General features: G+C 44.8%; 23 protein-coding genes. 20 read left to right on the top strand and 3 right to left on the bottom strand.

Annotated elements, in window-relative coordinates; all coding sequences use genetic code 11:
• Window positions 1-31 precede the first annotated feature (31 nt).
• From AC2UZJ_RS01890 to rarD, 20 genes are all read left to right on the top strand, one after another.
• A complete protein-coding gene (locus tag AC2UZJ_RS01890) occupies window positions 32-610 on the top strand; it encodes a YceD family protein (protein WP_486948421.1) in 579 nt (192 codons plus the stop codon).
• A gap of 73 nt (window positions 611-683) precedes the next feature.
• On the top strand, window positions 684-866 hold the full coding sequence (gene rpmF / locus AC2UZJ_RS01885; RefSeq protein WP_486948420.1) for a 50S ribosomal protein L32: 183 nt from the start codon (window positions 684-686) through the stop codon (window positions 864-866).
• A 51-nt stretch (window positions 867-917) separates the two neighbouring features.
• On the top strand, window positions 918-1,997 hold the full coding sequence (plsX, locus tag AC2UZJ_RS01880; protein ID WP_486948419.1) for a phosphate acyltransferase PlsX: 1,080 nt from the start codon (window positions 918-920) through the stop codon (window positions 1,995-1,997).
• Between the two features lie 24 nt (window positions 1,998-2,021).
• Complete coding sequence (locus AC2UZJ_RS01875) at window positions 2,022-2,996, top strand: beta-ketoacyl-ACP synthase III (protein ID WP_486948418.1); 975 nt, start codon at window positions 2,022-2,024, stop codon at window positions 2,994-2,996.
• A gap of 23 nt (window positions 2,997-3,019) precedes the next feature.
• The gene (gene fabD / locus AC2UZJ_RS01870; protein WP_486948417.1) at window positions 3,020-3,961 is read left to right on the top strand and encodes an ACP S-malonyltransferase; all 942 of its coding nucleotides are present in this window, start codon (window positions 3,020-3,022) and stop codon (window positions 3,959-3,961) included.
• Between the two features lies 1 nt (window position 3,962).
• A complete protein-coding gene (fabG, locus tag AC2UZJ_RS01865) occupies window positions 3,963-4,700 on the top strand; it encodes a 3-oxoacyl-ACP reductase FabG (RefSeq protein WP_486948416.1) in 738 nt (245 codons plus the stop codon).
• 205 nt (window positions 4,701-4,905) lie between these two features.
• Window positions 4,906-5,145 carry an acyl carrier protein gene (gene acpP / locus AC2UZJ_RS01860; protein ID WP_486948415.1) on the top strand — a complete coding sequence of 80 codons (240 nt, stop codon included), beginning with the start codon at window positions 4,906-4,908 and terminating at the stop codon, window positions 5,143-5,145.
• Between the two features lie 148 nt (window positions 5,146-5,293).
• A complete protein-coding gene (gene fabF / locus AC2UZJ_RS01855) occupies window positions 5,294-6,526 on the top strand; it encodes a beta-ketoacyl-ACP synthase II (RefSeq protein ID WP_486948414.1) in 1,233 nt (410 codons plus the stop codon).
• Between the two features lie 3 nt (window positions 6,527-6,529).
• The gene (locus AC2UZJ_RS01850; RefSeq protein ID WP_486948413.1) at window positions 6,530-6,994 is read left to right on the top strand and encodes a hypothetical protein; all 465 of its coding nucleotides are present in this window, start codon (window positions 6,530-6,532) and stop codon (window positions 6,992-6,994) included.
• Entirely contained in the window at window positions 6,991-7,581 is a 591-nt protein-coding gene (rpoE, locus tag AC2UZJ_RS01845) for an RNA polymerase sigma factor RpoE (protein ID WP_486948412.1), read from the top strand. Before AC2UZJ_RS01850 ends, rpoE begins: the two co-directional genes overlap by 4 nt.
• A gap of 13 nt (window positions 7,582-7,594) precedes the next feature.
• Window positions 7,595-8,086 (top strand): sigma-E factor negative regulatory protein, encoded by a 492-nt coding sequence (locus tag AC2UZJ_RS01840; protein ID WP_486948411.1) that lies wholly within the window; start codon window positions 7,595-7,597, stop codon window positions 8,084-8,086.
• 6 nt (window positions 8,087-8,092) lie between these two features.
• The gene (locus AC2UZJ_RS01835) at window positions 8,093-9,103 is read left to right on the top strand and encodes a MucB/RseB C-terminal domain-containing protein (protein WP_486948410.1); all 1,011 of its coding nucleotides are present in this window, start codon (window positions 8,093-8,095) and stop codon (window positions 9,101-9,103) included.
• 24 nt (window positions 9,104-9,127) lie between these two features.
• Entirely contained in the window at window positions 9,128-10,615 is a 1,488-nt protein-coding gene (locus AC2UZJ_RS01830) for a Do family serine endopeptidase (protein ID WP_486948409.1), read from the top strand.
• 106 nt (window positions 10,616-10,721) lie between these two features.
• Window positions 10,722-12,521: a translation elongation factor 4 gene (gene lepA / locus AC2UZJ_RS01825; RefSeq protein ID WP_486948408.1), complete on the top strand. Its 1,800-nt coding sequence runs from the start codon at window positions 10,722-10,724 to the stop codon at window positions 12,519-12,521.
• A 15-nt stretch (window positions 12,522-12,536) separates the two neighbouring features.
• Complete coding sequence (gene lepB, locus AC2UZJ_RS01820; RefSeq protein ID WP_486948407.1) at window positions 12,537-13,421, top strand: signal peptidase I; 885 nt, start codon at window positions 12,537-12,539, stop codon at window positions 13,419-13,421.
• Complete coding sequence (gene rnc, locus AC2UZJ_RS01815; protein ID WP_486948406.1) at window positions 13,421-14,140, top strand: ribonuclease III; 720 nt, start codon at window positions 13,421-13,423, stop codon at window positions 14,138-14,140. The genes lepB and rnc overlap by 1 nt, the downstream gene beginning before the upstream one ends.
• Window positions 14,141-14,158: 18 nt before the next feature.
• Window positions 14,159-15,058, top strand: a complete 900-nt coding sequence (era, locus tag AC2UZJ_RS01810) for a GTPase Era (RefSeq protein WP_486948405.1) — start codon at window positions 14,159-14,161, stop codon at window positions 15,056-15,058.
• Complete coding sequence (gene recO / locus AC2UZJ_RS01805) at window positions 15,051-15,647, top strand: DNA repair protein RecO (RefSeq protein ID WP_486948404.1); 597 nt, start codon at window positions 15,051-15,053, stop codon at window positions 15,645-15,647. Before era ends, recO begins: the two co-directional genes overlap by 8 nt.
• Entirely contained in the window at window positions 15,634-16,218 is a 585-nt protein-coding gene (locus tag AC2UZJ_RS01800; RefSeq protein ID WP_486948403.1) for a PIN domain-containing protein, read from the top strand. Before recO ends, AC2UZJ_RS01800 begins: the two co-directional genes overlap by 14 nt.
• Before the next feature lie 7 nt (window positions 16,219-16,225).
• Window positions 16,226-17,122: an EamA family transporter RarD gene (gene rarD / locus AC2UZJ_RS01795; RefSeq protein WP_486948402.1), complete on the top strand. Its 897-nt coding sequence runs from the start codon at window positions 16,226-16,228 to the stop codon at window positions 17,120-17,122.
• Between the two features lie 6 nt (window positions 17,123-17,128).
• Here rarD and AC2UZJ_RS01790 read toward each other — a convergent pair whose 3' ends face one another.
• The 3 genes from AC2UZJ_RS01790 to AC2UZJ_RS01780 all read right to left on the bottom strand — a co-directional run bounded on the left by AC2UZJ_RS01790 (window position 17,129) and on the right by AC2UZJ_RS01780 (window position 19,873).
• A complete protein-coding gene (locus tag AC2UZJ_RS01790) occupies window positions 17,129-17,833 on the bottom strand; it encodes a Bax inhibitor-1/YccA family protein (protein WP_486948401.1) in 705 nt (234 codons plus the stop codon).
• A gap of 94 nt (window positions 17,834-17,927) precedes the next feature.
• Window positions 17,928-18,362: a DNA polymerase III subunit chi gene (locus AC2UZJ_RS01785; RefSeq protein ID WP_486948400.1), complete on the bottom strand. Its 435-nt coding sequence runs from the start codon at window positions 18,360-18,362 to the stop codon at window positions 17,928-17,930.
• Window positions 18,362-19,873 carry a leucyl aminopeptidase gene (locus tag AC2UZJ_RS01780; RefSeq protein ID WP_486948585.1) on the bottom strand — a complete coding sequence of 504 codons (1,512 nt, stop codon included), beginning with the start codon at window positions 19,871-19,873 and terminating at the stop codon, window positions 18,362-18,364. The genes AC2UZJ_RS01785 and AC2UZJ_RS01780 overlap by 1 nt, the downstream gene beginning before the upstream one ends.
• Window positions 19,874-19,888 lie beyond the last annotated feature (15 nt).

The raw sequence follows: 19,888 nt of genomic DNA, 5'->3' as shown, positions 1-19,888 counted from the left end.
TTGCTTTGATAGTGTAAAATGAGTGAATTATTTGACTCGCTTAGGGTCAACACGCTATTATCTTCCTTTTTCTTCGTCTTTGGGGGCCCAAGCTTTGCTGCAAACACAATATCTTTTAGATACTGCCACGTTTACTCTTAACGGACAGGTTTTTGTGGCTGAAAGTCCAATCTCTCACTTCCAACGCGCGCTTGAGGATTTACCTGCTCAGAAAGATCAAGTCATTAGCTGGTCTCTGAAAGGCAGTATAGATGGTGCGGGCCAGCGTTGGCTTGATGTTAGTCTAAGTGGGTTTGCTGTGTTGATTTGTCAGCGCTGCTTACAAGAGTTTGATTATCACATCGATACTGAAAATAGAGTGTTAGTGGTTGATAATGAGCTTGAGCTAGAAGTTGATGCCGAAGACCCAGATGCACCGGAGCGTATTTTGAGCTCCACGCATTTAAACGGCTTAGATTTAGTTGAGGATGAGTTTATCCTTAGCCTGCCTTATGTACCTCGTCACGATTCGTGTCCGGAGTTACCTGAAGCCTTAAAAAGCCAAGACGAAGAGGTCGACGACGAAAAGCCAAATCCGTTTGCCGTCCTTAAGCAGCTTAAAAAATCGTAATTTATTTTCTTCATATTTAATATTTATTTATAGAGCTGGTCATTGTTGATCTGCTCTGTGCATAGGAGTCATCATGGCTGTTCAGAAAACTAAAAAGAGTCCCTCTCGTCGTGGAATGCGTCGTTCACACGATGCGCTAACCGGTCCAGCAACGGCTATTGAGCCTACCACTGGCGAATTGCATTTGCGTCACCACATTAGCCCAAACGGCATTTACCGTGGTCGTAAAGTATTAGTAACAAAGAGCGACGACTAATACGCAATGAGTTTTTCTACTTATTGCTGTTACTGCGCTGCTGCATAACACATGTCTATCTCCTCCATACGTATCGCCATCGATTGCATGGGCGGTGACACCGGCTTGTCTGTCACCTTACCCGCTGCCGCTCAGTTTGCGCAGCAGCATGATGATGTCTATTTTTTGCTGGTTGGTGACGAAGCAGGCATAGCTCAACAATTAGCTTTGTGTGCAGGTCCCAATCGTAATTGGTATGAGATAAAACATGCTTCTGAAGTCGTCTCTATGGATGACTCAGTTGAAGTTGCCTTGCGGCGCAAAAAAGATTCATCTATGCGCGTAGCAGCCCAAGCGGTCAAAGATGGCTTGGCTGATGCGTGCATATCTGCAGGCAATACCGGCGCGTGGATGGCTATCTCGCGCTATGTGCTTAAAACCTTAGAAGGTATTAGTCGTCCAGCTATAGCCACATCTATTCCTAATCAAACAGGTGGAGCTACCATCATGCTTGATTTGGGTGCAAATGTGGACTGTACGGCAGAGCACTTGCTGCAGTTTGCCATTATGGGGTGTGCTTTAGCCTCTATAGTCGATAGGCACGAAAATCCGACTATTGGCTTGCTTAATATTGGTGAAGAAGTCATTAAAGGTAATGAGGTCGTTAAAAAAGCGGCGGAATTATTGCGGCACAGCGGTTTAAATTTCTACGGTAATGTAGAAGGCGATGATATCTGCAAAGGCACGGTAAATGTCGTGGTTTGTGATGGCTTTGTAGGTAATGTGGTCTTGAAGTCCCTAGAGGGGCTAGCGAAGATGGTGGCCTCTATGTTGCGTGAAGAGTTCACTCGTAATAGCTTGTCGATGGCAGCAGGTTTAGTTGCTAAGCCTGTGCTAACACGGCTCAGTGATCGGGTTGATAATCGCCGATATAATGGCGCGGTCTTGCTTGGTTTACGCGGTATTGTCATCAAAAGCCATGGTTCTGCCGATGCTTATGCGTTTGGCTATGCGTTGCAGCGTGCTCGTGATGCTGTACGTAATGGGTTATTAGCAGGCACGCATGAAGCCATAGAACGCTTGCGCCATAATCTTCCTACCCAAGATGGCAAAGAAGCACAGCAAAGTGCCCATCCCGAGTCAGTGCTGTAGGCACGACAAGTCAAGGATCCTACTATGCCATACACCAAAATTAGAGGTACAGGCGGGTATTTACCGCCCCGAGTTGTGAGTAATGACGACTTAGCCATGCAGCTTGCGCAAAATGGCATAGAGACCTCTGATGCTTGGATTACCGAGCGCACGGGTATTCGTCAGCGTCATTTAGCTGAGCGTGGTGTAACCGCTAGCCAATTAGGAGCTAAAGCCGCGCGTTTAGCCCTGGCAGATGCGGGTATAGATGCTTCTAGCATAGATCTTATTATTGTAGCCACTTCCACTCCTGATCACATTTTTCCTAGCACCGCTTGCTTAATTCAAAATGAGTTAGGTATTCCAGGCGGAGCGGCTTTTGATGTGCAGGCAGTTTGTAGTGGTTTTGTTTATGCATTAACCACTGCCGATGCCTTAATTAAAGCAGGTGTGGCCACGAATGCTTTAGTGATAGGTGCTGAGGTTTTTTCATCTATCTTAGATTGGCAAGATCGCGGTACTTGTGTGTTATTTGGTGATGGTGCGGGTGCTGTGGTGCTCAGTCAATCATCAGAGCCAGGCATTCTAGCCGCTAAGCTGCACGCAGACGGTAGACAGCACGATATTTTATGTACAGCAGGCAATGTCTCTTATGGTGAAATCACCGGTGATCCTTTCTTGCGTATGGATGGTCAAGCTGTGTTTAAGTTTGCAGTTAATGCCTTAACCAAATCGGCGCAAGAGGTGCTGACTAAGGCTAATTTAAGTTTAAACGATGTTGATTGGATGGTGCCACATCAAGCCAATGTGCGCATTATTAATTTCATTGGTCGTAAATTACGTATGCCAGCTGAAAAGGTCGTTATCACCTTAGATAAACACGCGAATACCTCTGCAGCTAGTGTGCCCTTAGCCTTTGATGCGGCGCGCAAAGACGGTCGTATTAAAGAAGGTGACATGGTTTTAATGCAGGGCGTAGGTGGTGGCTTTACCTGGGGCTCTGTATTAGCACGCATGTAAACCTATACAATAACGAAACAATTATGAAACTAGCATTTGTTTTTCCCGGACAGGGCTCGCAAACGGTTGGTATGCTTGATGCCTGGGCAGATAACTCTGTGGTGCAGCAAGCGATTGCCACAGCCAATCAGGCCTTAGATCAAGATTTAGGCTCTTTAATAGCAGAAGGCCCTGCTGCGGACTTAAACTTAACGACCAATACGCAGCCAGCGATGTTGCTCTCTGCTGTGGCGATGTATAACGCATGGATTGAGGCCGGTGGCCAGCAGCCAGAATTAATGGCAGGCCACAGCTTAGGTGAGTATTCCGCATTAACGGCTTCTGGGGTTTTAGATTTAGCTGATGCGGTGCGGCTGGTACGTATACGCGCGAATGCTATGCAAGATGCCGTGCCCGTAGGGGTAGGCGCGATGGCTGCAGTATTAAATTTAGATGATGCGCAAATTCAGGCGGTTTGTGACCAGGCAGCTCAGGGTCAAGTGGTAGAACCGGTTAATTTTAATGCGCCGGGGCAAATAGTAATTGCTGGTCATAAAGAAGCAGTGGAGCGCGCTTGTGATATCGCAAAGGCAGAAGGCGCACGTCGTGCTATGTTATTGCCTGTGTCAGCGCCTTTTCATTCTAGTCTTTTAAAATCTGCTGCAGAAATATTAGCAGAGGCTTTAGTAGAAATACCTTTGTCTAAGCCGCGTATACCCGTACTAAACAATGTGGATGTAGCCATGCCCACTGATATAGACAGCATTAAATCAGCCTTAGAGCGCCAGGCTTGGCACCCTGTACGTTGGGTAGAAACGATTGTGGAAATGCGCCGCCAAGGCATAAGCCATATTGTAGAATGTGGGCCTGGTAGAGTATTGGCAGGGTTAATTAAACGTATTGATAAAGAAATTACCGTATTTTCTGTTAATGACCCTAGCTCTTTAGAGCAAACCTTAAACAGTATAAATAGCATAAAGAATTAATATGACGACTCCCTTAGCTGGCAAAATTGCTTTAGTAACTGGAGCCTCTAGAGGCATAGGTAAGGCCATTGCTTTAGAGCTACAGGCCTTGGGCGCCACCGTTGTAGGAACTGCTACCACCGATGAAGGTGCAGCAAATATTACCGCGTATTTAAATAGCACCACAGGGCGTGGTGTAACACTAAATGTAGATAACGATGAGGCCTGTGATGACTTAATTGCCCAGTTGTCTAAAGAGGGTGGTCCTCATATACTAGTAAACAATGCAGGCATCACACGTGATAGCTTGGCTATGCGCTTGAAAGATGATGATTTTGACGCCGTAATTAATACCAATTTACGTGCCGTTTTTCGTCTGAGTCGTGCTGTAATTCGTCCCATGATGAAAGCACGTTGGGGGCGTATAATAAACATAAGCTCAGTGGTTGGGTACAGTGGCAACCCTGGGCAGGCTAACTACGCTGCAGCTAAAGCAGGCGTGGCGGGCATGTCTCGTGCATTAGCACGTGAAGTAGGCAGTCGTAATATTACTGTGAACTGTGTAGCACCTGGATTTATCGATACCGATATGACCAAGGCGCTCTCAGAAGAGCAGTCTGCTGCATTAACGGCTCAAATTCCTTTGGGGCGTTTGGGTCAAAGCGAAGATATTGCGCATGCCGTTGCCTTTTTGGCAGGGCCGCAGGCCAGTTACATTACCGGTACTACCTTGCATGTCAATGGTGGTATGTATATGTAAAGGGCTTGGCTAAAAGCCAATCTAAGGTTAAATTAACCACTAATGTTATTTTTTAAGGGGCATATTACTTTTCCTTTTACACTTTTATGCTTTTATAGTTAAGTTTTTAAAGAAATAGTAATATTGCCATTTTTTTCATAGCCTACACCCTTTTAAATGTTTGGCTATAGTTTGTGGGAATTAATCCCCAATTTGGAGAATCTGCATGGAAAGCATCGACCAGCGCGTCAAGAAGATTGTCGCTGAACAACTTGGCGTAAACGAAGCCGAGATCAAGAACGAATCTTCTTTTCTTGACGACCTCGGTGCCGACTCGCTCGACATGGTCGAGCTCGTGATGGCGCTCGAAGACGAATTCGAAACCGAAATCCCAGACGAAGAAGCTGAGAAAATCACGACGGTTCAGCAAGCTGCTAACTATATTAAAGCAAACAGCGAACAGTAATTTCAAACCTGGGTGTGGGCAGGCTTTATGGTTAGTTACTAGCCACGCTTGCCCCTTATCTCAAGGCGGTTTGCAGAGAATGATGCAGTCGTTTTAGCGGTTATATCATTCACTACAAACCGTTTTTTTATGTATTTAGGAGTCATCCGTGAAACGACGTGTTGTAGTTACCGGTTTGGGTATTGTTTCCCCCGTAGGCAACGATCTCACTACCGCATGGGATAACATCGTTAATGGGCGATCAGGTGTTAGACGTATTACGCGTTTTGACCCATCCGCTCTGACTGCCCAAATTGCGGGTGAGGTGAAAGATTTTGATGTTACGCAGTACATAACCACCAAAGAAGCTAAGCAAATGGATACCTTTATCCATTATGGCATTGCGGCAGGTATACAAGCGTGGCAAGATGCTGGTCTAGAAGTGACTGAGACTAATGCCGAACGTATCGGTGTTATTGTTGGTTCTGGAATTGGCGGTTTACCTCGCATAGAGGAGACTCAAACTGATTACCTCGAACGTGGCCCGCGCCGTATATCCCCTTATTTTGTACCCGGCTCTTTAGTTAATTTAGTTTCTGGTCAACTCTCAATCCGCCTAGGTCTTAAAGGACCCAGCTATGCTGTGGTGTCTGCGTGCACCACGGGTTTGCACTCCATTGGTGACGCTGCCCGTTTAATTGAGTATGGGGACGCCGATGTGATGGTAGCAGGTGGGGCTGAAGCCACGGTTTCTCCTTTAGGTGTGGGTGGCTTTGCTGCTATGCGCGCCTTATCAACGCGTAACGATGATCCTGAAACGGCTTCTAGGCCTTGGGATAAAGATCGTGATGGTTTTGTGATGGGAGAAGGGGCTGGTGTTTTAGTACTCGAAGAGTACGAACATGCCAAAAAGCGTGGTGCTCGTATTTATGGTGAGTTCCATGGTTACGGTATGAGCTCAGACGCACATCATATCACTATGCCCGATAGCGATGGTCCGCGCCGTGGAATGGTAAATGCCTTGCGTAATGGTGGTATTAATATCGATGAAATCGATTATATTAATGCCCACGGGACTTCTACCCCTTTAGGTGATATAAACGAAACGGTAGCGATTAAATTAGCTTTGGGAGATCACGCTAAAAATATAGTAGTGAATTCCACAAAATCGATGACAGGGCATTTATTAGGTGCCGCAGGTGGTATAGAGGCTGTATTTACCACACTGGCTCTTTATAAGCAGATTTCCCCACCCACCATAAATATTTTCAATCAAGATCCAGAATGTGATCTGGATTATTGCGCTAATCAAGCCAGAGAGATGAAAATAGATGTGGCAATATCCAACTCCTTTGGGTTTGGTGGGACAAATGGCACGATGATATTACGTCGCTTAACTTAAAGCATGAGCACTCATCCCCAATATTGGCAAGCACGTACCCCTTTACGTGTGCGGGTATTGGGGGTGTTGTTTGTACTTTTAGTATTAGTGATGTTGGGCTTACTCTGGATGCGTTGGGGCCACAGTGTTTGGGTTTATAGTGCTATAGCAAGTGGTTTTTTTGTTTTCGTTATTTACGCACTAGGACAGCCCGCAGTAATACAAACGCTGGTTTTTGATGAAAGCAGTAGTGAGTTTAGTTTGTTATCAGATACTCAGACTAATACCTTGCTAGCCATCCATATAGTACGAGTGTGGCAAAGTGCTTTTGCTATCACCCTACAAATCCAAGTTAAGCATAGTAACCAAATAAAACACCTCACATTTTGGCGTGGTACGTTAGCGGCACCATCTTGGAGAAAGCTGCATATTTATTTATGGCGTTACCAACTGCAATATCAACTTGCTGACCTCAAAGGTGCACAATGAGTGATGGTCACGAAACAGATAAAGAATTAGTGCACCAAGTGCAAAAAGGTAATAAACGTGCCTTTGATCTACTGGTTCTAAAATATCAGCGCCGTATTATGCGATTGTTGGCACGTATGATTAATGACCCCGCTGAGGTGGAAGATGTAGCTCAAGAGACCTTTATTAAAGCATATAGAGCTTTGCCACAATTTAGAGGCGATAGTAATTTTTACACCTGGCTTTATCGCATTGCCATTAATTCTGCACGTAATTGGCAGGCGGCTCGCCGCCGTCGTCCTTTACAACTTAAAGAGTATAAAAACGAAGAAGGTGAAACTTTTAGTCTAGAAGACACTCTAACTGACAGTAACACCCCTGAATTAGAATTGGTTAGCCGCCAAGTTGCTCATACGGTTAACGCCGCTATTGATCAGCTCACTCCCGAGCTACGCACTGCTATTTTACTGCGTGAAATAGAGGGGCTCAGTTACGAGGAAATTGCTCAAGTGATGGATTGCCCTATAGGTACGGTAAGATCTCGTATTTTTAGAGCTCGTGAATCCATAGCTAAAGAGTTACGTCAAGTCAAAAACAGTGCTAACTAAGGAAAGTCACATTATGTCAGCTAAAAAAAATACGGTGGAAGATCTCTCTACCCTCAGCTTAGAAGAGTCGATTTCTTTGTGGGCTGACAACGAAGCGCGTATAGATACCGATCAATTAAATACCCCTTATGGCCGTCAAGTTTGGGAAAGCTATCATTTAATTGGTGATGTGTTGCGTACAGAGGCTTTAGCCATAGAGCCCTCAGATTTATTTTATGCGCGCATTACCAAGGCTATTGATGAAGAGCCTGAGAATGCCACAACGCAAAACTTACACGTAAGCCTGTGGCGTCGTTGGGCCTTACCTGCGACTGGGGTGGCTGCGGCCTTGTTAGCTACCTTTTGGTTTGCTCAACCTGCTCCTTTAGAAGAGGCAGCTCCTGTTTTAGCTCAAGCAGACGAAGGGTGGATAGATTACATTGATGCCCATAGATCCTTAACCGGGGCTAGCCCAGCGAGTTATGTGTCTTATTCAACACCAACGTTAATAGCCGCTGAAAGGTAATTAATTATGTTTCTCTTTGCTCATAAAGTATGGCAGATAGTGTGCACGGTCTTGCTTGCTTTGGGCTTTGTTTACACTTCCGCTGCTTATGCACAGGATCTTAAAGCTCCGTCTCCTACCTTGGCTGAGTTAGTAGAACAGGTACAAACAGCCGCCCGCGAATTAGATTACTCGGGCGTCCTAAGTTACAACAATGAAACAGGCTCTGAGTCCATGTCATTGGTGCATGTGGTGGATGGCAAGGGTGAACGTGAACGTCTTGCTGTTCTAGACGGAGTAGAGCGTGAATTCATTCGTAATAATGATGTGATTCAGTGTTTAATTCCTGATCAAGAGCTCGTCATCATAGAAAAATCCAGAGAGGGGCGTTTCCCCGCTTTGCTTGTGGGTGATACCGCGCATTTAGACCAGTTTTATCGCTTTACCAAAGGTGAGTCTCAACGCGTAGCGGGAAGGGAGTGTCAGCAATATTCCTTGTTGCCGGTAGATGAATGGCGTTATGGTTATGAGCTTTGTATTGATAGAGAATCTCATTTGTTATTAAAGCTTCAGACGCTAGATTTAAATGCAACGCCTAAGGTAGTTAATCAGGTGGCTTTTGCAAGTGTAAATATAGGTGAGGGGGTAGAGGTAAATGCATTAGATACCTCTTGGCAGTACAATGATTGGAAAATCATTGCCGCGCAAATGGAACCCACTGATCTTGCTGCGCAAGGGTGGCGTATTCCCTACCCCGATGGCTTTGTACCCGTTAATGAAGTGAGTCGTTTTATTCGTAGTGAGCGTCAGGTAGCACAGTTAGTGTTGTCTGATGGTTTAGCGTCTATTTCAGTATTTATAGAGCCTGTAGATAAGTTAAGTCAGCGTTTGGAAGCAGACTCAGGCTCTAAAAATGGCAGCACCCATTTATACAGAAAACGCATTGGTGAATATTGGTTAACTGCCACTGGTGAAATACCGTTAAAGACCTTACATTATTTAGGTAACAATACAGAGTTTGTTCCTGTTCCTAAATAAACACAATCCACGGAGATCCTAATAATGCAAATCCGAGTCAATCGATTCTCTCAAGCATTAAGTCATATATGTGTAGCTGCGGCACTCAGTTTTGGTGTGGGCAGCCCAGTAGTCCAAGCGCAGTCTTCTACTGCACCGGCTGTTATTTTGCCTGATTTTAGTCAAATAGTAGAGAAAACCGAAAAATCAGTAGTGAATATACGCACCACAGAATCCATACCGGTACGTCCTTCAGTTGGTGGGCGGAATGGGGATCCTTATGATTTATTTCGTTGGTTTTTTGGACCCGACTCTATGCCGGGGCCAGGCGCTGGGCCTAATCCGCATGGCTCAAGTCCGCACGGTCCAAGTGGTCCTGATATTGAAGAACGCGTAGTGCCACGCGGTGTAGGTTCGGGTTTTGTGATTTCTGATGATGGTTATATCTTGACGAATAATCATGTAATTGCCGATGCCAAAGACATTTTCGTCACCTTAGTAGAAGGCAAAGAGTATAAGGCGGAGGTAATTGGTTCGGATGAGCGCACAGATATTGCTTTAATTAAAGTTGATGCTACCGATTTACCTGCTCTCACCATAGGCAATCCGGCAGAATTGAAAAAAGGCCAATGGGTTATGGCCATAGGTTCACCTTTTGGCTTGGATTCAACGGTTACGGTAGGTATTGTGAGTGCCATTAACCGCGATACTGGTGAATATTTACCTTTTATTCAAACCGATGTGGCCGTTAATCCAGGGAACTCGGGTGGTCCCTTATTAAATTTAGACGGTCAGGTCGTAGGGGTTAATTCACAAATTGTGTCACGTAGTGGTGGCTTTATGGGTATATCTTTAGCTATTCCTATTGATGAAGCCATGAGTGTGGTAACCCAGTTAAAAGAGCACGGCAAAGTCACACGCGGTAGAATTGGTGTGCAAATCACCTCAGTGAGCGATGAAGTGGCTACTGCGCTAGGCTTAAAAGATGGTAAAGGTGCGTTGGTAAGCCATGTGGAAGACAAAGGGCCAGCTGCTAATGCTGGGGTGCGTAATGGCGATGTGATCTTACGCTTTGATGGTAAGGATATTGCGCAAATGAGCGACTTACCTCGCATAGTGGGTGCGGTTAAACCGGGCACGAAGGTAGATATGGATGTCTGGCGCAAAGGTAAAGTGCTTACGTTAAAAACTGAAGTGGGCGAGATGACTACTGGTACTACCGTAGCAGCTAAGCCCAAGCCGGAAACCACTAATGAGCTTGACCGTTTAGGTCTAGAGTTGGCTGAGTTGAGTCAAGATGAGCTGAAGGCGCTTGATATCAGTAGTGGTTTAAAGGTGATACGAGTAGGAAAGCCCGCTACTAATGCAGGCATTACTGAAGGTGATGTCATTCTTCAAGTGAATGATAACGACGATTTAGATCTGAAAAGCTATAATCGTATTGTGAAATCTTTGTCTGCAGATAAAAACGCGGCATTGCTAATACTTCGTGGTAGTAACGCCCAGTGGGTATTGGTCAAACCAACCAATTAAACTCACTATAAAGGCGATGATATAGCCAAGCAGGGGCGCCCTGAGCGCCCCTTTCTTGTGTTAGTTAGCTGCCCCCGATTAACTGGTTGTTTTTTTGTTTAGGTCTATGGATCTTATCCGCAACTTTTCTATTATTGCTCATATTGACCATGGTAAATCTACCTTGGCCGATCGTCTAATCCATCGCTGTGGTGGTCTGGAAGACCGCGAAATGTCAACTCAAGTCTTAGATTCGATGGACATCGAACGTGAGCGTGGCATCACTATTAAAGCGCAAACAGCGGCGTTAAAGTACAAAGCCAAAGACGGCAAAGAGTATCGTTTAAACTTAATTGATACTCCCGGACACGTTGATTTCTCTTATGAGGTGAGTCGTTCCTTACAGGCTTGTGAAGGGGCTTTACTGGTAGTGGATGCTTCTCAAGGAGTTGAAGCGCAAACGGTAGCCACCTGTTATACCGCGTTAGAACAAGAGCTAGAGGTGATTCCCGTATTAAATAAAATTGACTTACCTTCTGCGGACCCCGATTCAGCACGTCAAGAAATTGAAGACGTAATTGGTATTGATGCCTCTAATGCCATTGAAGCCAGTGCAAAAACAGGTCAAGGAATTGAAGAGATTCTTGAGGCTATTGTTAAATACGTGCCTGCTCCTGAAGGCAGCGTGGATGAACCTTTACAGGCACTTATTGTAGACTCTTGGTTTGATACCTATGTGGGCGTGGTCATGTTGGTGCGTATTGTCAATGGCGTACTTAAACACCGCGATAAAATCACCCTAATGTCTAACGGCGCCAATCACAACTGTGATCAAATTGGCATGTTTACACCCAAAGCCACGCCTGTAGAGCAGCTGTCTGCTGGTGAGGTGGGGTTTGTAGTAACCGGCATCAAAGAGCTAGAACAGGCTAAAGTGGGTGATACTATTACGCATACGGCGGCCAATAAAGCAGCTACCGAACCTCTACCTGGTTTCCAAGATGTGAAGCCACAAGTTTTTGCTGGGGTGTTTCCCGTAGAAAGTAGTGAGTACGATCAGCTGCGCGACTCTTTAGAAAAATTAAAGCTAAATGACGCTTCTTTGATGTTTGAACCCGAAGTGTCTCAAGCCTTAGGTTTTGGGTTTCGGTGTGGTTTTCTAGGCCTTTTGCATATGGAAATTGTGCAAGAACGTCTAGATCGTGAATTTAATATGGATATCATCACTACCGCTCCTTCAGTGATTTATGAAGTAGAACGTAATGATGGTGAAGTGTTGTACATAGATAGCCCAGCCCGCATGCCTGAAGTGGGGGAAATTGCTGAGATCCGTGAGCCTGTTGTAGAAGTGACTCTACTTATGCCTCAAGAGTATGTAGGGCCTGTGATGACGCTTTGTAATCAAAGACGTGGTATACAAATGAATATGACATACCTCGGTCGTCAAGTGAGTTTAGTGTATGAAATTCCTTTGGCTGAAATCGTATTAGATTTCTTCGATCGTCTTAAGTCCGTGTCCCGGGGTTATGCCTCTATGGATTATGAGTTTATAGAAAATAGAGCGGCAGATGTGGTGAAGGTAGATCTACTCATTAATGGCGATAGGGTTGATGCCCTATCTATGATTGTGCATCGTCACAATGCACGCTACCGAGGGCGTGAGGTGGTCAGCAAGATGCGTGGCTTAATTCCTCGTCAAATGTTTGATATTGCCATTCAAGCAGCCATTGGCGCTGAAGTTATTGCTCGTGAAAACGTTAAAGCCTTGCGTAAAAACGTATTAGCTAAATGTTATGGCGGTGATATTTCTCGCAAGAGAAAACTCATTGATAAACAAAAAGAAGGTAAGAAACGCATGAAACAAGTAGGGAACGTAGAAATCCCTCAAGAAGCTTTCTTGGCAATTTTACAAGTTGAAGACAAATAATAAACGGTGTCATATATGCGTTGGGATTTCTCGCTAATCTTATTTATATTGTTGCTTATTACAGGCGTTGTTTGGTTTTGGGATCGGTATTCTTTAGCCGCTAAACGTAAGCAGAAAATTGAAGCCGCTCTAGCAGCCGTGCCGGTGGTGCCAGGACTTACCGGCAGTCAGCAACAAGAGCTTAAAGAGGAAGCCCGCGCTAAAGCGGGGAAAATGCCGTGGTGGGTAGAGTACGGCGTGAGTTTTTTCCCAGTGATTTTGTTTGTTTTTGTATTGCGCTCTTTTATTTTTGAGCCCTTTAGAATCCCTTCAGGTTCGATGTTACCCACTTTAAAGAGTGGTGATTTCATTTTGGTCAATAAGTTTCAGTATGGTATACGAATTCCTATTGTTAATAAAAAGCTAATTCCCTTACAAAACCCAAAAGCTGGTGATGTATTGGTGTTTAGATATCCGGTAGATCCAAATATTGATTATATTAAACGTGTGGTAGGTTTACCCGGGCAAACGGTACGCTATGAAGGTAACCAGCTTTATATTGATAATAGGCGGGTAGATATAATCCCAGATGGCCAATATTTTGAACCTGATCGGAATAACTATGTTTCAGAGTTTACCGAAACATTAGGTAGCACAAGCAATCAAATTTTATTAAATACGCAGCAAACCCAAGACTTTATGCCTATTACGCGTTTTCCTTATATAGAAAACTGCACTTATAGCCGTCAAGCTGTAGAGTGTCTGGTGCCTGAAGGGAATTACTTTGTGATGGGTGACAACCGCGATAATAGCTTAGATAGTCGATATTGGGGTTTTGTGCCTGATGAAAATGTAGTGGGTCGCGCATTTTTTATCTGGATGAATTTCAGCGAACCAGGTCGTATAGGACGATTCCAATAATGGCAGCACGGCTTACACGTCTACAAGACGTTATCCATTACACATTTAAAGATCCAAAACTGTTAGAGCAAGCCTTAACGCATCGCAGTCACAACGCGAATCATAATGAGCGCTTAGAGTTTTTGGGTGATTCTGTATTAAATTTTGTAGTAGCTTCATTACTCTATCATCAATTTGATCGCGTGGATGAGGGCGATTTGTCTAGACTACGTGCTAATTTAGTTAAGCAAGCTACGTTGGCAGATATTGCGCAGAAGCTGCAGTTATCTGATTACTTGCGCTTAGGTGAAGGTGAGCTTAAAAGTGGTGGTTTTAGACGTCCTTCTATTTTATCCGATGCTTTAGAAGCTTTATTTGGTGCTGTTTATTTAGATGGAGGTTTTGAGGCGGCAGCTCAAGTGGTAGGGCGGCAATTTGAGCCTATTCTATCAAATATAGACCCTAAAACCTTAGGTAAAGATCCCAAAACGTTATTGCAAGAGGTTTTGCAAGCGCGTCGTTTAGAGCTGCCTGTGTATTTAGTGGTAGCCACCCATGGTGCAGCCCATAGCCAACTGTTTGATGTAGAGTGCCGTATAGATAAGCTCGATATTGTAGTAGAGGCCAGTGGAAGTAGTCGCCGAGCTGCAGAGCAAGCTGCCGCTTTACAAGCGTTAGAGCGTGTGGCTGCGATTGAACCGAGTAAGCCTGTGCGTGCAGCACGGCGCGCGCGTCATTAAATTATATTGGAACAAGCAATGAGTGTAAGTGTAGCCCCAGATTTTCGTTGTGGTTTTGTCACTATAGTAGGGCGTCCAAATGTGGGCAAATCCACTTTAGCAAATGCCCTAGTGGGAGCGAAGATTTCTATTGTTTCCCGTAAAGCGCAAACCACACGTCATCGTATTAATAGTGTATTAACACGTGAGAACGAACAGTTTGTGTTTGTAGACACCCCCGGCTTTCAAACGCGTCATGGCGGTTTGATGAATCGCATGATGAATCGTGTGGTGACCCAATCATTAAAAGATGTGGATGTGGTTTTGCATGTGGTTGAGGCGGGTAAATGGAATGAAGGGGATGAGCAACTGGTTCCTTTGTTTACTGCAGAAACCAAAGTTATTTTAGTGATTAATAAAGTAGATCTGATAAAAAACAAAGAGGATTTATTGCCTTTTATTGCTAACGTTGCGGCTAAGTATGATTATGCTGCCGTGTTGCCTGTTAGTGCGCAACGTGGGGTGCAGCTAGACACTTTACTAGATGAGGTCGCAAAACATTTGCCCGTTGATGAGCCCATGTTCGAAGAGGATATCATCACCGATAGATCGATGCGGTTTATCGCTGCGGAAATGTTGCGTGAGAAGGTATTTCGCTTAGTCGGTGATGAGCTGCCTTATGGTTGTGCCGTTATGATAGAACAATGGGAAGAGACGGAAGAGGGTGCACGTATCGCCGCTTGTATCTTAGTAGAACGGGAAGGTCACCGGCCTATACTACTAGGTGCTAAGGGCATGCATATGAAGCGCATTGCCACTGAAGCGCGTCAAGATATACAAGCCATGCTTGAAAAACCCGTGTATTTAGACGTTTATGTCAAAGTACGTAAAGGATGGACTGAACGCGAAGCTACCTTGCGCGAATTAGGACATGAGTAATAGGCGACAACGTGTTGCAGAGGCACCCAGTTATTTATTACACGCCACCGCTTGGAAAGAAAGTTCACTTATAGCACAGATGTTGAGCCGGGATCACGGCGTAGTTACCGTAGTCGCTAAGGGGGCGAAACGGCCTTATTCTGCTTTAAAGCCAATATTGCTGCATTTTCAGCCCTTACTGTTGTCCTGGACCGGAGCGAATGAAGTAAAAACGCTTACGCGAGCAGAGCTAGACGGGATTCATGTTTTATCCGGTAAGGCATTGATGTCAGCCTGGTACATGAATGAATTGCTTTTACGTTTGTTGCCCAAAGAATACCCACATCCAGAGTTATTTGATGAGTATAAACTGGCTTTACAAGCGTTATCGCAACCAGAGCCACGCGTAGTTACCGTGTTACGCCAGTTTGAATGGCGCCTACTCCAAGAAACTGGCTACGGGCTAGATGAGTTAGCACCTGACTTTACAGATGCTATACAAGAGCCACAGTTGCGCCAGCGTTTACGAGAGCGTATTGATTACTTGTTAGGTAGACCTTTACGCACACGTACCGTTCTAATGGAGTTACAACAACATGGTTGCCCCTAAAGAAACACCGCCCATCGTGGTGTTAGATACCTGCATATTGATTTCTAATGTATTACGTTTTCTTAGCTTGTCATTAGCAGCTAAGGGGTATTTCCAACCCGCATGGAGTGCCATCATTGGTGATGAATGGCTACGTAATGCGTCTAGGTTGTGGCATGTTGAGCGTAGTCAGCTAAGCGTGGATTGGGCGCAGTGGCAGACCGCGTTTCCTTTGGCTGATCAAGGCGATATCCAGCCTTATAAAGCGGGTCTACAGTACAGTGATCCCAAAGACTGGCATGTGATTGCTGCTGCTCGAGCAGCAAAAGCGCGTTTTCCTCATCGTAGAGTGGGCATATTAACGCGCAATAGCAAAGATTTTAATCGCAGCGAATTATCGCGCTTAGAGATAGAACGTTTGCAGCCAGACACTTTTTTTTGTGATTTATGGCCCATAGCTAAAAGTGATTTTTTTGATATTTTAAAACATATGCCAGTGGCTGTAGCAGCCCCTGATAAACAGCCATTACCTTTAGTAGAATTATTAAAAAGAGAGCGTTTATTCAATTTGAATCAGCGATTAAAGGAGTGAGGTACGCATGAAGCAAGGTGTGTTTTTTTCTGTAGGAGCCTCTTTTTTGTTTGGGGTGATATATTACTATTCAACCTTGCTGGTTCCCCTCACGGGTTTTGAAGTGTTTGCCTGGCGTATTTTGGCAGGTTTACCTGTATTAGCGGTATTTATTCATCACATTAAACAATGGCCTAAGGTGCTTATTGTGGCTAAACGTTTAGCCACTGATTTTCGGTTTTTTTTGTGGTCTTTATTAAGTGCGGTTTTATTTGGCATTCAAACCTGGATATTTGTGTGGGCACCTATACACAACATGGCCTTAGATGTGTCGTTAGGGTATTTTTTACTCCCTCTAGTCATGGTGTTAGTAGGTCGAGTAGTTTATAAAGAGCAGCTTAGTTGGGTGCAAAGTTTAGCAGTGGCTTTTGCTGCCCTAGGTGTATTGCATGAATTATGGCGGGTAAATGCTTTTTCTTGGGCCACTTTGGTGGTGGCTTTTGGTTATCCCCCTTATTTTATGGTGCGGCGCTACTTAAAAATAGGCGCTTTACCTTCACTCTGGTTTGATTTTAGCTTCTTATTAATACCCGTGCTTTATGTGTTGTTTACGCAAGAAGTGAGCTTATTAAGTCGTTTTCTGGAAGCACCGCGGTTCTTTTGGCAGGTGCCTTTATTTGGCTTGTTAAGTTCCGTAGCGCTTTTAGGGTATTTGGGAGCTAGCCGCTTATTGCCGTTGGGCTTATTTGGCCTGTTGGGCTATGTAGAGCCAATATTATTGTTCTGGGTAGCGTTTTTATTGCTTGGTGAGCCTATTGCGGCTGCACAATGGTGGAGTTATATTCCGATTTGGATTGCGGTGGGGCTAATTGCTGTTGAAGGGGTATGGAAGCTGCGTCGTGAGGACGCAGCTCATAAGGGTTAATATGTGCTAATCGTTATTACCACCAAAAATACCCAACAGCATAAGTAAATTACTGAAAATATTATACAAGCTGAGGTATACAGCTAAAGTGGCAGAGATGTAATTTGTTTCACCACCATTAATAATTCGCTGTAAATCTACCAGTAAAAAAGCTGAGAAAATGGCAATTGCCATTACCGATACGGTAAGCATAAGCGCGGGCAGCTGTAAAAAGATATTGGCTAAAGAGGCCACGATTAAAATAATCACGCCAATAAATAAAAACTTCTGCATTCCACTAAAGTCACGTTTAGTGGTACTGGCAATTGAGGCCATACCGGCAAATACAGCTCCTGTGCCGCCAAAGGCCAGCATAATTAACTGGCTGCCATTGCCCATGCCCAACACAAAGCCAAGTAAGCGTGACAGCATAATCCCCATGAAGAAGGTAAAGGCGAGTAAAAACACCACCCCTAAGGAGCTGTTTTTATTACGTTCAATTAAGAACATCATACCAAAAGCACCCGCTAAAAATAAGATAGCGCTCATGCCTGGGCTAGTGCTCATTACGCTGGTAATGCCCGTTTTTAAACCTAACCACGCCCCAAGCACGGTGGGAAGCATGGAGATGGCGAGTAAAATATAAGTATTACGCAGAACGCGGTTACGCACAATGGCCGCTTGGCCTGTGGCACCGTGATGCGTAGGTGTGTGTTGCTGAGGATTGTTCATCAAAATTCCTTTCTGTGAAACATAGGTATATGTAATGGTTCAAGAGTAACTGACAATTAGCTGAACGATCAAGTGAAACCGTGTAGGCACAGGTTTATGCACTTAAATGATGGCTGCGCACGTCATAACCGTGTTGTTGATATTGACGCCAACGTTGTCTAGCTTGTTGTTTGTCAAATTCTTGATGAGAGACGATTTCTAAAATACGTTGAAAGGTACTGGGTAATGGGGGCCCATTTGAGTCTAAGTTAATTAGCCATTGCTCAGGAGGGGGTGTGTTAGGCAGATGCTGTGGGTCCTGACAAAGCCATACTGGGGTTTGCGAAGCTAAGGCATCAGTGATCATTACGTGCGGCACAAAAGCTGTAGGTTCAAAACCCCATAACATACGATCAAAACGCTGGAGTTCACGCGCTTCTGAGTGAAATATAATGAGTTTGCGCCCTGCTAAATACTGCTTTCGCACCACCTCACAGGTAGTGCGAAAGCGATTAGACGCGCCCAAAGCAAAATCGACGCGTACTACCATTACTCAGCGCACTGATTAATTAAATATTGCACCAGTAAAGGTACAGGGCGGCCAGTAGCACCTTTATTGGCACCACTATTCCAAGCCGTACCCGCAATATCTAAATGCGCCCATGGGTATTTCTCGGTAAAACGGGCTAAAAAACAAGCAGCCGTAATGGAGCCAGCCCCCGGTGTGCCTATGTTAGCAATATCAGCAAAATTAGATTTCAGCTTTGCTTGATATTCATCGGTAATGGGTAGCTGCCACACGCCGTCATTGGTTTGCTCACTAGCTTCTTTTACTTGTTCAGCTAAAGCTTCGTTATTACTAAATAAACCACTGTTAATGTCCCCTAAAGCCACAATACACGCGCCAGTTAAAGTGGCGACGTTAATGACCGCTGCGGGGTTAAAGCGTTCAGCATAAGTAAGAGCATCGCACAGCACCAAACGACCTTCAGCGTCGGTATTGAGGATTTCAATGGTTTTACCCGCCATGGAGGTGACCACATCACCCGGTTTATTAGCAAAAGGACCGGGCATGTTTTCACAAGAGGCAATAATACCAATAATCGGCTTATTTAAGTTAAGCTCAGCCACCGCACGCATAGCGCCTAATACGCTAGCGGCTCCGCCCATGTCGTATTTCATTTCATCCATGTTGGCTGCTGGTTTTAGAGAGATACCACCCGAATCAAAGGTAAGCCCTTTACCTACTAGCACTAAAGGTGCCTCATCGGCGTTGGCGTCTGTGTTAGTCCCTGTGGGTGTGTGTTTAATAACAATAAAGACGGGCGGTTCTTGAGAACCTCTAGCAACGGATAGAAATGAATCCATTTTTAGTGCTTCGATTTGTTTGCGCTCTAGCACTTCCACTTTTAATGAGTTAAATTCTTCACCCAGTTTTTTGGCTTCATTTGCTAGATAAGTAGGGGTACATACATTAGGCGGAAGATCTGCTAATAAACGGGTAAAATTAACGCCACTGGCAATGGCTTTTCCTGTTTTAAGACCGGAGTTGGCTTCGGGTTCTTGGGTTGGAGCTACCCACACCATAAACTTTTCTATGTTTTGGTCCTCATTTTTGGTACTAAGCGTGGTGTCGTATTTGTAGTTTGCATAACCAGCGGCTTGTGCAGCGGTGCGAGTGCGGTCTGCTAAAGTATTTTCTGCTACGTCTATACTAGCTAAGGTAGAAGTCACATCTGTTAATGAGGCAGATTTACAATAGGCAGCAAAGGTAGCTTCTGCAGTAGCGTGAGCTTTAGCATTGTACTTTTTCTTTTCTCCTAAGCCTATCAGCACTACACGCTCAGCAGCCACGCCAGGCAAATTGCGTAAAACCAGCTGTGTTTTTGCATCGGCTTTAAACTCAGAAGCCAGTAAGGCACTCACAGCGCCATCAGTGGCTTGGTCTATTTGTTGAGCGGCGGTACTAAGCTGCTCTTCTTTGCCTTTAAATATTCCAATGCTTAGTGCTTGTGTTTGAATTTTGGTTAAATCCTTAGTGTTTTGTGTGCTAAATTCCATCATTAATCCTTTAAA

It is taken from the genome of Paenalcaligenes sp. DL 309 (assembly GCF_057475285.1).
The sequence above is the reverse complement of the archived record's forward strand: the minus strand, read 5'-3'. Positions and strand labels throughout refer to the sequence as shown.

Bases quoted from the DNA above. Each gene is read 5' to 3' on its own strand.
- acpP (WP_486948415.1), top strand. From the start codon at position 4,906: ATGGAAAGCATCGACCAGCGCGTCAAGAAGATTGTCGCTGAACAACTT.
- AC2UZJ_RS01850 (WP_486948413.1), top strand. From the start codon at position 6,530: ATGAGCACTCATCCCCAATATTGGCAAGCACGTACCCCTTTACGTGTG.
- plsX (WP_486948419.1), top strand. From the start codon at position 918: ATGTCTATCTCCTCCATACGTATCGCCATCGATTGCATGGGCGGTGAC.
- rarD (WP_486948402.1), top strand. From the start codon at position 16,226: ATGAAGCAAGGTGTGTTTTTTTCTGTAGGAGCCTCTTTTTTGTTTGGG.
- rpoE (WP_486948412.1), top strand. From the start codon at position 6,991: ATGAGTGATGGTCACGAAACAGATAAAGAATTAGTGCACCAAGTGCAA.
- recO (WP_486948404.1), top strand. From the start codon at position 15,051: ATGAGTAATAGGCGACAACGTGTTGCAGAGGCACCCAGTTATTTATTA.
- AC2UZJ_RS01800 (WP_486948403.1), top strand. From the start codon at position 15,634: ATGGTTGCCCCTAAAGAAACACCGCCCATCGTGGTGTTAGATACCTGC.
- rpmF (WP_486948420.1), top strand. From the start codon at position 684: ATGGCTGTTCAGAAAACTAAAAAGAGTCCCTCTCGTCGTGGAATGCGT.
- era (WP_486948405.1), top strand. From the start codon at position 14,159: ATGAGTGTAAGTGTAGCCCCAGATTTTCGTTGTGGTTTTGTCACTATA.
- AC2UZJ_RS01840 (WP_486948411.1), top strand. From the start codon at position 7,595: ATGTCAGCTAAAAAAAATACGGTGGAAGATCTCTCTACCCTCAGCTTA.
- AC2UZJ_RS01780 (WP_486948585.1), bottom strand. From the start codon at position 19,873: ATGGAATTTAGCACACAAAACACTAAGGATTTAACCAAAATTCAAACA.
- AC2UZJ_RS01835 (WP_486948410.1), top strand. From the start codon at position 8,093: ATGTTTCTCTTTGCTCATAAAGTATGGCAGATAGTGTGCACGGTCTTG.
- lepB (WP_486948407.1), top strand. From the start codon at position 12,537: ATGCGTTGGGATTTCTCGCTAATCTTATTTATATTGTTGCTTATTACA.
- AC2UZJ_RS01790 (WP_486948401.1), bottom strand. From the start codon at position 17,833: ATGAACAATCCTCAGCAACACACACCTACGCATCACGGTGCCACAGGC.
- rnc (WP_486948406.1), top strand. From the start codon at position 13,421: ATGGCAGCACGGCTTACACGTCTACAAGACGTTATCCATTACACATTT.
- fabD (WP_486948417.1), top strand. From the start codon at position 3,020: ATGAAACTAGCATTTGTTTTTCCCGGACAGGGCTCGCAAACGGTTGGT.
- AC2UZJ_RS01830 (WP_486948409.1), top strand. From the start codon at position 9,128: ATGCAAATCCGAGTCAATCGATTCTCTCAAGCATTAAGTCATATATGT.
- fabG (WP_486948416.1), top strand. From the start codon at position 3,963: ATGACGACTCCCTTAGCTGGCAAAATTGCTTTAGTAACTGGAGCCTCT.
- lepA (WP_486948408.1), top strand. From the start codon at position 10,722: ATGGATCTTATCCGCAACTTTTCTATTATTGCTCATATTGACCATGGT.
- AC2UZJ_RS01785 (WP_486948400.1), bottom strand. From the start codon at position 18,362: ATGGTAGTACGCGTCGATTTTGCTTTGGGCGCGTCTAATCGCTTTCGC.
- AC2UZJ_RS01875 (WP_486948418.1), top strand. From the start codon at position 2,022: ATGCCATACACCAAAATTAGAGGTACAGGCGGGTATTTACCGCCCCGA.